Here is a 14,274-nt window from a genome sequence, read left to right as displayed (position 1 = left end):
GACACTGGATAATTTCGTTTAATATTAGTAAGATAGCCACTTAACATATCATACCTTAAAAATTATGCGTCTGGTTTTATCGTCCTTTTTTGCACTCAGTCTGTTCAGTAGCCAGGCCTTTGCTGCCCCCGAGCCAACTGAGCAGCCTGATATTCGTGACAGTGGCTTCGTCTACTGCGTCAGCGGACAGGTTGATACCTTCAACCCACAAAAAGCGGGCAGCGGCCTGATTGTGGATACTCTCGCCGCTCAGCTTTACGACCGTCTGCTTGATGTTGATCCGTACACCTACCGTCTGGTGCCGGAGCTGGCGGAAAGCTGGGAGGTGCTGGACAACGGCGCAACTTACCGTTTCCGTCTGCGTGATGACGTTGCGTTTCAGCATACGCCGTGGTTTACCCCCACGCGCAAGCTGAATGCAGACGATGTGGTCTTTACGTTCCAGCGTATCTTCAACCGCCATCACCCCTGGCATAACGTCAACGGGGGGAACTTCCCCTATTTCGACAGCCTGCAGTTTGCCGACACCGTTAAAAGCGTGCGCAAACTGGATAACCGGACGGTTGAATTTTCCCTGACGCGCCCGGATGCCTCTTTCCTCTGGCATCTGGCGACCCACTATGCGTCCGTCATGTCCGCTGAGTACGCGGCAAAGCTGAACAAGCAGGATCGTCAGGAGCTGCTTGACCGCCAGCCGGTCGGCACCGGTCCGTTCCAGCTGGCCGAATACCGCGCCGGGCAATATATTCGCCTGCAGCGCCACGAACACTTCTGGCGCGGCACGCCGCTGATGCCGCAGGTAGTGGTCGACCTCGGGTCTGGCGGTACGGGGCGGCTCTCAAAGCTGCTGACCGGCGAATGTGACGTGCTGGCCTGGCCTGCCGCCAGCCAGCTCACTATTTTACGCGACGATCCGCGCCTGCGCCTGACGCTGCGCCCGGGTATGAACATTGCTTATCTCGCTTTTAACACCGATAAGCCGCCGCTGAATAACCCGGCAGTTCGTCATGCACTGGCGCTGGCCATTAACAACCAGCGTTTGATGCAGTCCATTTATTACGGCACCGCGGAAACCGCCGCCTCTATTTTACCGCGCGCCTCGTGGGCGTATGACGGTGAAGCCAAAATCACGGAATACAATCCGGCAAAAGCACGCGAACAGCTTAAAGCGTTGGGCGCTGAAAACCTGACGCTGCAGCTCTGGGTACCGACCAGCTCTCAGGCATGGAACCCTAGCCCACTGAAAACCGCCGAGCTGCTGCAGGCTGATATGGCGCAGGTGGGTATAAAAGTGATCATCGTTCCGGTTGAAGGGCGTTTCCAGGAAGCGCGCCTGATGGATATGAACCATGACCTCACGCTGACGGGCTGGGCGACTGACAGTAACGACCCGGACAGTTTCTTCCGTCCGTTGCTGAGCTGCGCGGCAATAAACTCACAGACCAACTACGCTCACTGGTGCAACCGCGAGTTTGACGCCGTTCTGCAAAAAGCGCTGGCGTCACAACAGCTCTCGTCACGCATTGATGCCTATGATGAAGCGCAAAAGATCCTCGCTAAGGAACTGCCCGTGCTGCCGCTGGCCTCTTCCCTGCGTCTGCAGGCCTATCGTTACGATATTAAAGGCCTGGTACTGAGCCCGTTTGGCAACGCCTCCTTCGCCGGGGTCGACCGTGAAAAAGAACAAGAGGTGAAAAAACCATGATCATTTTTACCTTGCGTCGACTCCTGTTACTGCTGGTGACGCTCTTTTTACTGACCTTCGTGGGCTTCAGCCTGAGCTACTTTACGCCGCACGCCCCGCTTCAGGGATCGTCGCTGTGGGATGCCTGGCTGTTCTGGTTCAACGGCCTGCTGCACTGGGATTTTGGCGTCTCCAGTATCAACGGACAGCTTATCTCTGAGCAGTTGAAAGACGTGTTCCCGGCCACGATGGAGCTCTGTATTCTGGCCTTCGGCTTTGCCCTGATGGTGGGAATTCCGGTGGGCATGCTCGCGGGGATTTATCGCAATAAATGGCAGGATAAATTTATCAGCGCCCTCGCCCTGCTCGGCTTTTCTATCCCGGTTTTCTGGCTGGCGCTGTTGCTGACGCTGTTCTTCTCTCTGACGATGGGCTGGCTGCCGGTTTCAGGCCGCTTTGACCTCCTCTACACGGTTAAATCGGTTACCGGTTTCGCCATTATTGATGCATGGCTCTCTGACTCCGTCTGGCGTCACGAAATGATCGTCAGCGCCCTGCGTCATATGGTGTTGCCGGTGCTAACGCTTGCGGTGGCGCCAACAACCGAAGTGATCCGCCTGATGCGCCTGAGCACCATGGAAGTGTTTGATCAGAACTACGTTAAAGCTGCGGCCACGCGCGGGCTGTCACGCCTGACTATCTTGCGTCGTCACGTACTGCATAACGCGCTCCCGCCGGTTATTCCGCGCCTTGGGCTGCAGTTTTCGACCATGCTGACCCTGGCGATGATCACCGAGATGGTCTTTAGCTGGCCAGGTCTGGGCCGGTGGCTCATTAACGCCATTCGTCAGCAGGATTACGCCGCCATTTCAGCAGGCGTCATGGTGATTGGTTCGCTGGTGATTATTGTTAACGTGATTTCCGATATTTTGGGTGCAATGGCCAACCCGTTGAAGCATAAGGAATGGTATGCCTTACGATAGCGTATACAGTGAAAAGCGCACGCCCGGTGCGCTACGTACCGTGTGGCGTAAATTCTATGGTGACACCACAGCAATGATCGGTCTGTACGGCTGTGCCGGTCTGGTCTTGCTGTGCGTATTTGGATCGTGGTTTGCGCCATACGGTATCGACCAGCAGTTCCTCGGCTATCAACTGTTGCCTCCGTCGTGGTCGCGCTATGGAGAGGTTTCCTTCTTCCTGGGCACCGACGATCTGGGTCGTGATGTGCTGAGCCGCCTGCTGAGCGGTGCCGCCCCAACGGTGGGTGGCGCGTTTGTGGTGACGCTCGCCGCCACAGTTTGCGGTCTGGCGCTGGGCATTTTTGCTGGCTCCACCCACGGTCTGCGCTCGGCGGTGCTGAACCATATTCTGGACACCCTGCTCTCTATCCCGTCGCTGCTGCTGGCGATCATTGTGGTGGCCTTTGCCGGGCCGCACCTGATGCATGCCATGTTTGCCGTGTGGCTGGCTATCCTGCCCCGTATCGTTCGCTCTGTGTACAGCATGGTGCATGACGAACTGGAGAAAGAGTATGTTGTTGCTGCCCGTCTGGACGGTGCCACCACGCTGAATATTCTCTGGTTTGCCGTTCTGCCGAATATCGCAGCCGGGCTGGTCACCGAGATCACCCGCGCCCTGTCGATGGCGATACTGGATATCGCTGCGCTGGGTTTCCTCGATTTGGGTGCCCAACTGCCGTCACCGGAATGGGGTGCGATGCTGGGCGATGCGCTGGAGCTTATCTACGTCGCCCCGTGGACAGTTATGTTACCGGGTGCGGCCATTATGGTCAGCGTGTTGCTGATTAACCTGCTGGGCGACGGTATTCGCCGCGCAATTAATGCGGGGGTGCAATAATGCCGCTTCTTGATATCCGCAACCTCACCATCGAGTTTAAAACCGGTGAGGGCTGGGTTAAGGCCGTCGACCGAATCAGCATTACCCTTGCTGAAGGTGAAATTCGCGGTCTGGTGGGCGAATCCGGCTCTGGGAAAAGCCTCATCGCCAAAGCCATTTGTGGTGTAGCGAAGGACAACTGGCGCGTCACCGCCGACCGCATGCGGTTTGATGATATTGACCTGCTGCGCCTCTCTCCGCGCGAGCGTCGCAAGCTGGTCGGCCATAACGTCTCGATGATTTTCCAGGAGCCACAATCCTGCCTTGACCCGTCCGAGCGCGTAGGTAAGCAGCTGATGCAGAATATCCCCGGCTGGACCTATAAAGGCCGCTGGTGGCAGCGTTTCGGCTGGCGCAAACGCCGCGCCATTGAGCTGCTGCACCGCGTCGGGATCAAAGATCATAAAGACGCAATGCGCAGTTTCCCCTACGAACTCACCGACGGTGAATGCCAGAAAGTGATGATCGCCATCGCGCTGGCCAATCAGCCGCGCCTGTTGATTGCGGATGAACCAACAAACGCCATGGAGCCGACCACGCAGGCGCAGATATTCCGTCTGCTGACGCGGCTGAATCAGAATAACAACACCACCATTTTGCTGATCAGTCACGACCTGCAAATGCTCAGCAAATGGGCGGATAAAATTGATGTGATGTACTGTGGGCAAACGGTGGAAACCGCCCCCAGTGAAGATCTGATTACCACGCCGCACCACCCCTACACCCAGGCGCTGATTCGTGCGATCCCGGATTTTGGCAGCGCCATGCCGCACAAGAGCCGTCTGAACACGCTGCCGGGTGCGATCCCGCTTCTGGAATCATTGCCGATAGGCTGTCGTCTTGGGCCACGTTGCCCGTATGCTCAGCGTAAGTGTATTGAAACGCCGCGTCTGACGGGGGCGAAAAACCATCTTTACGCCTGTCATTTCCCGCTGAACATGGAGAGAGAGTGAAATGGTCGAAACCTTACTGGAAGTACGCAACCTGAGTAAGACCTTTCGCTACCGCACCGGGCTGTTCCATCGCCAGACCGTGGAAGCGGTGAAACCGCTGAGCTTTACGCTGCGCGAAAAGCAGACGCTGGCGATTATTGGCGAGAATGGTTCCGGCAAATCCACGCTGGCTAAGATGCTGGCGGGCATGGTTGAGCCAAGCGGCGGTGAAGTGCTGATTGACGATCATCCGCTGGCATTCGGCGATTACTCCTTCCGCAGCCAGCGCATCCGTATGATCTTCCAGGATCCCTCCACCTCGCTCAATCCGCGCCAGCGTATTTCGCAGATCCTGGATTTCCCGCTGCGGCTGAATACCGATCTGGAGCCTGACGCTCGCCGTAAACGTATCTTTGAAACCCTGCGTATGGTCGGACTGCTGCCCGATCACGAAAGTTACTATCCGCATATGCTGGCTCCGGGACAAAAGCAGCGTCTGGGGCTGGCGCGCGCCCTGATTTTGCGCCCGAAGGTGATTATTGCTGACGAAGCCCTCGCCTCACTGGATATGTCGATGCGTTCGCAGTTAATTAACCTGATGCTGGAACTGCAGGAAAAACAGGGGATCTCTTATATCTACGTGACCCAACATCTTGGCATGATGAAACACATCAGCGACCAGGTGATGGTCATGCATCAGGGAGAAGTTGTCGAGCGCGGCAGCACGGCGGATGTGCTGGCCTCCCCACTCCACGATTTAACAAAACGCCTGATTGCCGGACATTTTGGTGAAGCGCTAACTGCTGATGCATGGAGAAAGGATCGGTAACCGCCCGTCAGGCGTCCCCCCCGACAGCGAATATTTCGACTCAGAACTTCAAAGGATTAAACAGAACGTTTAATCCTTTTATTTTGCGTTGCACATCGCCATCCGCTTTATAAGCGGCCCTCCATTTTTCCTCCATACTCCAGGCAATAAGAATCAATCCTTCTCCTTCAGAATATGCAGATATTTCGGAGGAAAGAATGAACAAAACCACATATTATTTAAAACACCTTGAGTATCTACTCAGGAAGTGTCGGTCTTATTTAATATCAGACATTAACTTTCATCTGTCCCGTCTCAAAGCAACCCACGGCGACACATTTGATATAAAATCACCTGCTACCCTGAACGAAAAAATTTGTCATCGTCTGGTCTATGACCATAATGCGCACTATACGATGCTGGCGGATAAACTCGCTGTGCGGGAATATGTCCTGTCGAGAACGCAACGTCTAAAAATCGTTCCATTGATTGGCGTATACCGTCGCGTTGAGCACATCGACATGACGAAACTGCCGCATAAATTTGTCTTAAAGTGCAACCATGACAGTGGAAGCGCGATCATATGCACAAACAAAGCTGAATTTGACCTTAAAAAATCGCAAAACAAGCTTCGGCTGGCATTAAAGAGAAATCTATATTACACCACACGGGAATGGCAATATAAAAACATCCCTCCTGTTATTCTGTGCGAGAAGTATATCGATCTCTTTAATGACACGGACAAAAACACAACATCCGAAATGTTGAGGATTCATTGTTTCCACGGTGTCGCGCAGTTTGTGGAAGCTGATTTCACCGATGAAAGCGGCAATGGTTTTATCAACGTTTACGATCGCCACTGGCAGTTGCAGCCTTTCCAGATGGAATATCCCAACACTCCGCAGGACATACCCAAGCCTGCCTCTTATCAGGAAGCGCTGCTGGCGGCGCAAGAGCTGGCCCTGGGGATTGACTATTGCCGTGTCGATCTCATGCTCACCCGGGACGAGATCTACTTCAGTGAGATAACATTAAGCCCGAAACGGGGCAAACTGGCTATCACGCCGCCGGAATGGGATGCCAGGTTAGGTGAAATGTGGCAAATGACGCCCGTCGCAAACAGGCTCATTTGAGCCTGTACGCAGTTACGACGCGTTCGGCCAGGTTAATTTGAAGAGGGAGTGGTTTTGCTTCGTCAATACATAGGTGACATCGCCACCGTGCGCAGACATGATGGCTTTGACCACCGACAGCCCTAAACCACACCCTTCAGGATTCAATTGTCTGGCCCCTTTATCCCGCTGAAAGGGCTGGAAGAGAAAATCATGAAATTCGCGCGGAATGCCCGGCCCTTCGTCCTGAATCAGAATGTAATTTTCTCTGCCAAACACGCCATTTTTTACGATGAGTTTACGTGATGTCGAATAATGCAGCGCATTGTCGAACAGCACGGTTAAGCACTGATTAATACGTAGCGGATCGCAGAGACACCGCTGGGCTTTAAGTTCGGTACGAAGAGTAAATTGCTTACGCTCAAACTCGGGTCTGAAGGTTTCCAGCGCCGTTTCGAGGGTTTCCTTCAGATCGATTTCACTCTTGTATAACGTATAACCGGCACCGCCGTCTGAGCTGACAACCCGGAGATCTTCTATCAGCCGCGCCAACCCTTCGGTTTGTTTAAGCAGGTTATTAAACAGAACGGGTTCCGGCGTAAAAACACCGTCGACGAGCCCCTGAAGCCGCCCGCGTAAAATTGTGACGGGTGTTCTCAGTTCATGCGCAATCGCCGCATTCCAGGATTTACGTTGACTGTCCAGCGTCTGTAATTTTTCAGCCATTTCGTTGAAGTCGTTGACGAGATGATTTATCTCGCCAAGCCGGGAACTGGCGCACCAGGCCCTGGCATCCAGCTCGCCCTGCGAGATGCGTTTCAGGCTTGTGGCTACCGCGTTTAATGGCGTGAGGATACGCGATGACAGCTTTACGGTTAAAAAGAGGGAAATCATCACACTGATTGCAGAGACCGTCACGATCCACACCCAGTCCCACATCGTCATATTTTCATCGTTACCGGCCGCTACGCCGCCCGGAAGGTAATCGAGTACGAAGCTGTAAAACAGCCAGGACCCCAGGATAGCGATGGCGATAATCATCAATGCCAGCGTTAACATGTAGGTCAGAATCTGGCGGCTCAGAACAGACTCTCTGCTCATTTCTTTTCTCCCAGCCGGTAGCCCATTCCTCTAATGCTTTCTGGCACACCATGAAGACCTGCAAGCTCCAGTTTTTTACGCAGTTTGCTCATGTGGCTGTCGACCGTTCTGTCTAAGGTATCGCCTTCCGGCAGGCAGGCGTTAAGTAATTCCTCACGGGAGCAGACCTTTCTTGGGTTCCTGACCAGGTAAGTCAGCAGTTTAAATTCTGTGGTGGTCAATACCGGGCAAACCACCTCTTCCCCCACCGTAACTTCTATATAGAAATCATCCGGGTAGACCGTGATGAAGGGCGTCCTGAGCGGCATTGCAGCCACCTGTTGAACGTGAGCCTTCGTCCTGCGCAGTACGGCTTCGACTCGCGCGACAACTTCAGAGGGATTGAAAGGTTTGATCACGTAGTCATCAGCGCCCAGGCGCAATCCCATCAGTTTATCAACATCCTGATCGAGGGCGGTGACCATAATAACAGGCACCGTACTCTCCCGGCGCAGCGTGGTAAGAACGCTCCAACCATCAAATACCGGCAACTGGATATCCAGCAAAATGAGATCCGGTTTATGCAGACGCGTCAGGTTTATCGCCTGCTCACCGTCAGTTGCCCTTAACGTTTTCATCCCAGCCCGCTGCAGGTAGCTCATCAGTATATCGGCGATTTCATCTTCATCTTCGGCGACAAGGATTAAATTATTTTTGTACATTTTATCTCCACAGGAACTGAAAGCGTCTCTATTATGTTGAGAAAATACGCTATACGTCATTTTATAAAAGTCTAAGACCCACGCACGACAAAAAAGTGCCGTTGCGCGACGATTTTTTATAAACATTTCTGCCACAACCGAACCCCCTTAGGTTATTGTCTCCACACTTCCTCCACATTTCGGAAATAAATACTCCATATACAGACGTAATCTTTTTTATTCAGAAAAAAAACGACCAAAGAGAATAAACCGTTGAACTTCTCGCACGCACCCCGGTCTATCAATTGCTTTCATTAATACCCGAAGACACTCACCATGAATATTAATAGATATGTCTCACCTGCTAACATTGGCACGTCATGTTTGTTTCTTATTGTATCGTGGGGATTATTGCATCTTTGGATGATCCTGATACATGAAGTCGATGAAAAAGTAGCGGCAACCATTATCTCCTCACCTGTTATTTATGGTTGTATCGCAGCGACATCGTTTTTTCTTGCGATTCAACATAAAGGAGGCGGATTGACGGAACTCCTTGTCATGGCCCTGTGCCTGGCATTGATTTTTATCTACCTGATCATCATTTTCAGTATTTTGTTAAACATCGCACCTGATATTGCCGATCTGGTGTTTTACTGCGAATGTTTTCTCATTATATTTTTTGTTGGCTCACCCATTTATCTCATGTTAAGGATGATTTAAGTTTACTGTCTCCATATAACCTCCACAAATCGCACATCAGTACTAAACATGCGCTGTATAAAGTAACGGTTAATGGATAACTTCCTGACGGAATTCCCCTGCTCTCTGGCATTAATAACTCGAAAAATATGATCCTTAAAAATACTCATCGTCCTCCGGTCGTTTCCGGGGTTGTTGGCTCGCTCAAGGCACTTGCCGTGCGGCACAGCAAGAAGCTGTTTATTACCTTCTTTCTGGTTATTGCCGAAAATGTGACCTTTTTACTCTATCCCGTACTTGCGGGGATCGCGATAAATGCCATTCTCGCCGGGGATACCGTGAGCGCTGCACTGTATGGGCTAATGGTCCTGTTTATCTGGTGCATTGGTGCCGCCAGGCGCAGCGTGGACACGCGCACCTTCGCACGGATTTACGCCGGGCTTGCGGTCTCTGTGGTGCTGGCTCAGCGAAAATACCAGCTTAATCATTCGACAATCGCGGCGAGAGTTACCTTATCGCGTGAATTCGTGGATTTCTTTGAAATGCATCTGCCCATGCTCATTACCTCAATGAGTTCGCTTTTTGGTGCAGCCATTATGCTGCTGATCATTGAATTCTGGGCTGGCATCGTCTGCGCCATCATCGTCTTGATCCTGATGGGATTTGTTTCCGGTTTCACCCATAAGAATGAATTGCTGTTCAGACGCCTCAATAACCGCCTCGAGAAAGAGGTGGATTATGTACATAAAGCGGGTTCTGCGACCCTCAAACGTCATTATTCTACGCTTGCACACTTGCGTATTGCGCTCTCTGACCGCGAAGCGTGGGGATATTTACTGATTGGTTCGCTGATCGCCCTGCTTTTTACGCTGACCATTATCCTGATGACCCACTCGACGGGTATTACGGCGGGTCATATCTACTCCGTGATGACCTATATGTGGATGTTTGCGACAAGCCTGGATGACGCCCCGCAACTCCTTGAGAAATTTTCACAGCTCAGGGACATCGGTAAACGGGTATCGACCGATGACGAGGCACTGCACCCGTAATGCGTTTCACTGTTAGTTGACTGGAAGTAATCCTCATGCCGCATTTTTTTATTGATCGTCCTGTTTTCGCCTGGGTCGTCGCGCTTTTTATTGTTTTGACGGGCGTGTTGTCTATCCCCCGGCTGCCGGTTGCGCAATATCCGGCCGTTGCACCGCCGGGTATTATCATTACTGTCTCGTATCCCGGCGCCAGCCCTGATGTAATGAATACATCGGTCGTCTCTCTTATCGAACGTGAAATATCCGGCGTGGATAATTTGCTCTATTTTGAATCCTCGAGTGACACCACCGGTTCAGCCTCAATTACGGTGACGTTTAAGCCAGGCACAGATATTAAACTGGCTCAGATGGATCTCCAGAATCAGATAAAAATTGTCGAGCCGCGTCTACCTCAGTCGGTCCGGCAAAACGGCATTAACGTCGAGGCGGCGAACGCCGGTTTTCTGATGATGGTGGGGTTAAAATCCACCTCCGGGAAATTTCAGGAAGCGGATTTGAGCGATTATTTTGCCAGAAATATTAGCGATGAGCTTCGCCGCGTGCCGGGGGTTGGCAAAGTCCAGCTTTTTGGTGGTGAGAAAGCGCTACGTATCTGGCTCGATCCGATGAAGCTTCACAGCTATGGGCTGTCGGTGAGCGATGTACTTACGGCAGTCAGCCAGCAGAACACCATTGTTTCCCCCGGCAGAACGGGCGATGAACCGGCAACAGAAGGCCAGGGAGTGACTTATCCGATTACGGTCAAAGGACAACTTTCTTCGGTCGAGGCATTTAGCCATATTACCCTTAAATCCGATACCACAGGGGCCCGCCTGCAGTTGTCGGACGTTGCCCGCATTGAATCCGGCCTGCAAAGCTATGCGTACGGTATTCGCGAAAACGGCGTCCCGGCGACGGCAGCCGCAATCCAGCTGTCACCGGGAGCGAATGCCATCAGTACCGCCTCAGGCGTGCGGGCGCGCATTGATGAGCTCTCTCACGTGCTTCCGGAGGGAATGACCTTCACCGTCCCTTTTGATACGGCACCCTTCGTAAAGCTTTCAATTATGAAGGTGGTACAGACGTTTGTTGAAGCGATGGTGCTGGTGTTTCTGGTCATGCTGCTTTTTCTGCACAAGATACGCTGCACGCTTATTCCGGCGATTGTCGCCCCCGTGGCGCTCCTGGGCACCTTTACGATCATGCTGCTCAGCGGTTATTCCATCAACATCCTGACCATGTTCGGCATGGTGCTGGCAATCGGTATCATCGTTGATGATGCCATCGTCGTGGTTGAAAACGTCGAAAGACTGATGGAAGAAAAAGCGCTTTCACCGCGCGAAGCCACGCGGCAGGCCATGCAGGAAATTACCCCAGCCATCGCGGGTATCACGCTTGTGCTCACGGCGGTGTTTATCCCGATGGGCTTTGCTGAGGGATCGGTGGGGATCATCTATCGACAATTCTGTATTTCAATGGCCATTTCCATTTTGTTATCGGCCTTTCTGGCGCTGACGCTGACACCCGCGCTTTGTGCCACGTTACTCAAGCCCCATGAGGCGAACAAGAGAGGGGCCGGGAAATTTGCGACCTGGTTTAACGCGCATTTTCACGCCCTCACGGCGGTATATGCCTCCAGCCTGGGCGCCGTATTAAAACGAACGGGCCGCATGCTGCTGCTGTATGTTGCCCTTTGCGCTGCCCTGTTTGCTGGCCTGTCGTCTTTGCCCTCCTCGTTTCTGCCGGATGAAGATCAGGGCTACTTTATGTCATCCCTGCAACTGCCGTCTGATGCGACCATGCAGCGTACCCTTAAAGTGGTTGAAAAATTTGAAGAGGAAATTGCATCGCGACCGGCGATTGAGAGCAACATTATGATCCTGGGCTTTGGCTTTTCAGGTTCTGGCCCCAACTCGGCCATGGCCTTTACCACGCTTAAGGACTGGAAAAACCGTCAGGGGATCACCGCCCAGGATGAAGCAAACGCTATCCAGTCGCGCATGGAGAGCGTTTCTGATGCCGTGACGATGAGCCTGCTCCCTCCGGCGATTTCGGATATGGGGACCTCATCCGGATTTACTTACTATCTGCAGGACCGGGCAGGACTGGGATATCAGGCTCTAAAAAAGGCTGCGGATGACCTTGTTCAGCAGGCAAATCAACGGCCTGAACTGAATGATGTCTACATAGATGGCCTGCCGGATGGCACCAGCCTGGCGATTCAGATCGACCGGGAAAAAGCCGAGTCCATGGGCGTCTCGTTTGACGAAATTAATCAAACCTTGTCTGTGACCACGGGCTCCAGTTACGTTAATGACTATACCAATAACGGCCGCGTTCAACAGGTGATTGTTCAGGCCGATGCGCCCTACCGCATGCAGCCCGAACAATTGTTAGCCTTATCGGTAAAAAATCGGACGGGACAGATGGTGCCGGTCTCTACGTTTGCCACCCTTTCATGGAACGTTGCGCCCCAGCAATTGAACCGCTATCAGGGTTATCCTGCGATACGCATTACAGGAAGTGCCGCCTCGGGTGAATCCAGCGGTACGGCAATGAAAGCCATGGAAGCGCTGGCAAGAGAGATGCCTGCGGGTATCGCAGGGGAATGGGCCGGGAGTTCATTGCAGGAGAAAGCGTCTGAGTCACAGCTTCCCGGCCTTATTGTGCTGTCGATCCTCGTTGTGTTTATGGTTCTTGCCGCGCTCTATGAGAGCTGGTCTATACCCTTCGCGGTTATGCTGGTCGTGCCATTGGGTCTTATTGGCGCGGTAGCGGCCGTACACATTGCCGGCATGACAAATGATGTTTTCTTCAAGGTGGGGATGATCACCCTGATCGGGCTGTCTGCAAAAAACGCCATTCTGATTGTCGAGTTTGCCAGGCAGCTGCAGCGGGAAGGGGAAACAATCGTGGCAGCAACGCTACAGGCTGCCCGGCAACGCTTGCGCCCTGTTCTGATGACCTCACTGGCCTTTACGCTAGGGGTTGTCCCGTTAATGTTGGCCCGTGGCGCAAGTGACAGCACGCAGCATGCCATTGGTACCGGGGTTTTCGGCGGTATGATTAGCGGTACATTTCTCGCCATTTTCTTCGTCCCGGTTTTCTTTATTGTCGTCGCGCGTTTCATCGAGCACGCCAGGAAAAGGTGAAACGCTTTACGGGATCACGCTTCGACGCTGGTTGGATGAGGTGAACCTGACGCCGGATGATATACTGGACGAATGCCGAAATTTTCACAGCCGCGTTTCCCATATCAGCCCCTTACGCGCGTTCATTCCCGGGAGATTCGCGAGAAATAGCGTGACACAAGGGGCAGTGAGTGGGCTATAATTTCGAGCTGATTTCGAATAATTTTGAAATACTGCCTGTAACGCTATGAATTACAAGGCAAAATAAGCAATGAATATAAGGATTAAAGCTATGGGTTTTCTTTCCGGTAAGCGCATTCTGGTAACCGGCGTTGCCAGCAAACTGTCCATCGCATACGGCATCGCACAGGCAATGCATCGCGAAGGCGCTGAGCTGGCGTTCACCTACCAGAACGACAAGCTGAAAGGCCGTGTTGAAGAATTTGCCGCGCAGCTGGGTTCCAGCATTGTTCTGGAATGTGACGTTGCACAAGATGAAAGCATCGATGGCATGTTTGCTGAACTGGCAAAATCGTGGGACAAATTCGACGGTTTCGTTCACTCCATCGGCTTCGCACCTGGCGACCAGCTTGACGGTGACTACGTGAACGCGGTAACCCGCGATGGCTTTAAAATCGCTCACGACATCAGCTCTTACAGCTTTGTTGCGATGGCGAAATCTTGCCGTGCCATGCTGAACCCGGGCTCCGCCCTGCTGACCCTGTCCTACCTGGGCGCAGAGCGCGCAATCCCTAACTACAACGTGATGGGTCTGGCTAAAGCGTCTCTGGAAGCAAACGTCCGCTACATGGCGAACGCAATGGGCCCTGAAGGCGTGCGCGTTAACGCCATCTCTGCAGGTCCAATCCGCACCCTGGCGGCTTCCGGTATCAAAGATTTCCGTAAAATGCTGGCACACTGCGAAGCGGTTACCCCGATTCGTCGTACCGTTACCATTGAAGATGTGGGTAACTCTGCAGCATTCCTGTGCTCTGACCTTTCCGCGGGTATCTCCGGCGAAGTGGTTCACGTTGACGGCGGCTTCAACATCGCTGCAATGAACGAGCTGGAAATTAAATAAGTTTGTGACTCTCTTCCCGCCCGGGAAGAGAGTTTTTCCCGCCCCGCCCTCTCTCGTTATTCCGTTCTGCTATTTGTTATCACCTAACAATATTTTTCCCCTCATCCGCCTTA

General features: G+C 52.7%; 12 protein-coding genes. 10 read left to right on the top strand and 2 right to left on the bottom strand.

Annotation, left to right across the window (positions count from 1 at the left end; translation table 11 throughout):
- The first annotated feature begins 64 nt into the window (after window positions 1-64).
- The 6 genes from sapA (at window position 65) to AX755_RS03155 (ending at window position 6,456) form a co-directional block, all read left to right on the top strand.
- Window positions 65-1,705, top strand: coding sequence for an ABC transporter substrate-binding protein SapA (gene sapA, locus AX755_RS03180; protein ID WP_058681307.1), 1,641 nt, complete (start codon window positions 65-67; stop codon window positions 1,703-1,705).
- Window positions 1,702-2,667 (top strand): putrescine export ABC transporter permease SapB, encoded by a 966-nt coding sequence (gene sapB, locus AX755_RS03175; RefSeq protein WP_013096396.1) that lies wholly within the window; start codon window positions 1,702-1,704, stop codon window positions 2,665-2,667. The genes sapA and sapB overlap by 4 nt, the downstream gene beginning before the upstream one ends.
- A complete protein-coding gene (gene sapC / locus AX755_RS03170; RefSeq protein WP_013096395.1) occupies window positions 2,654-3,544 on the top strand; it encodes a putrescine export ABC transporter permease SapC in 891 nt (296 codons plus the stop codon). The genes sapB and sapC overlap by 14 nt, the downstream gene beginning before the upstream one ends.
- Window positions 3,544-4,536, top strand: coding sequence for a peptide ABC transporter ATP-binding protein SapD (sapD, locus tag AX755_RS03165; protein ID WP_013096394.1), 993 nt, complete (start codon window positions 3,544-3,546; stop codon window positions 4,534-4,536). The genes sapC and sapD overlap by 1 nt, the downstream gene beginning before the upstream one ends.
- 1 nt (window position 4,537) lies before the next feature.
- Complete coding sequence (gene sapF / locus AX755_RS03160; protein ID WP_013096393.1) at window positions 4,538-5,344, top strand: putrescine export ABC transporter ATP-binding protein SapF; 807 nt, start codon at window positions 4,538-4,540, stop codon at window positions 5,342-5,344.
- Between the two features lie 197 nt (window positions 5,345-5,541).
- Entirely contained in the window at window positions 5,542-6,456 is a 915-nt protein-coding gene (locus AX755_RS03155) for an ATP-grasp fold amidoligase family protein (protein WP_062856257.1), read from the top strand.
- 12 nt (window positions 6,457-6,468) lie between these two features.
- Here AX755_RS03155 and AX755_RS03150 read toward each other — a convergent pair whose 3' ends face one another.
- Entirely contained in the window at window positions 6,469-7,536 is a 1,068-nt protein-coding gene (locus AX755_RS03150) for an ATP-binding protein (RefSeq protein WP_029883563.1), read from the bottom strand.
- The gene (locus AX755_RS03145) at window positions 7,533-8,237 is read right to left on the bottom strand and encodes a response regulator (RefSeq protein WP_020690953.1); all 705 of its coding nucleotides are present in this window, start codon (window positions 8,235-8,237) and stop codon (window positions 7,533-7,535) included. Before AX755_RS03145 ends, AX755_RS03150 begins: the two co-directional genes overlap by 4 nt.
- A gap of 315 nt (window positions 8,238-8,552) precedes the next feature.
- On the opposite strand from AX755_RS03145, the gene crrC reads away from it, so the two are divergent.
- The 4 genes from crrC to fabI all read left to right on the top strand — a co-directional run bounded on the left by crrC (window position 8,553) and on the right by fabI (window position 14,161).
- Window positions 8,553-8,939 carry a colistin resistant protein CrrC gene (gene crrC / locus AX755_RS03140; protein WP_044158342.1) on the top strand — a complete coding sequence of 129 codons (387 nt, stop codon included), beginning with the start codon at window positions 8,553-8,555 and terminating at the stop codon, window positions 8,937-8,939.
- 128 nt (window positions 8,940-9,067) lie between these two features.
- A complete protein-coding gene (locus AX755_RS03135; RefSeq protein ID WP_062856256.1) occupies window positions 9,068-9,970 on the top strand; it encodes an ABC transporter six-transmembrane domain-containing protein in 903 nt (300 codons plus the stop codon).
- Window positions 9,971-10,005: 35 nt separating this feature from the next.
- Window positions 10,006-13,101, top strand: a complete 3,096-nt coding sequence (locus tag AX755_RS03130) for a multidrug efflux RND transporter permease subunit (protein WP_062856255.1) — start codon at window positions 10,006-10,008, stop codon at window positions 13,099-13,101.
- A gap of 271 nt (window positions 13,102-13,372) precedes the next feature.
- Entirely contained in the window at window positions 13,373-14,161 is a 789-nt protein-coding gene (gene fabI, locus AX755_RS03125; RefSeq protein ID WP_013096384.1) for an enoyl-ACP reductase FabI, read from the top strand.
- Window positions 14,162-14,274 lie beyond the last annotated feature (113 nt).

It is taken from the genome of Enterobacter sp. SENG-6, assembly GCF_001605945.1.
GTDB classification, from domain to species: domain Bacteria; phylum Pseudomonadota; class Gammaproteobacteria; order Enterobacterales; family Enterobacteriaceae; genus Enterobacter; species Enterobacter cloacae.
The sequence above is the reverse complement of the archived record's forward strand: the minus strand, read 5'-3'. Positions and strand labels throughout refer to the sequence as shown.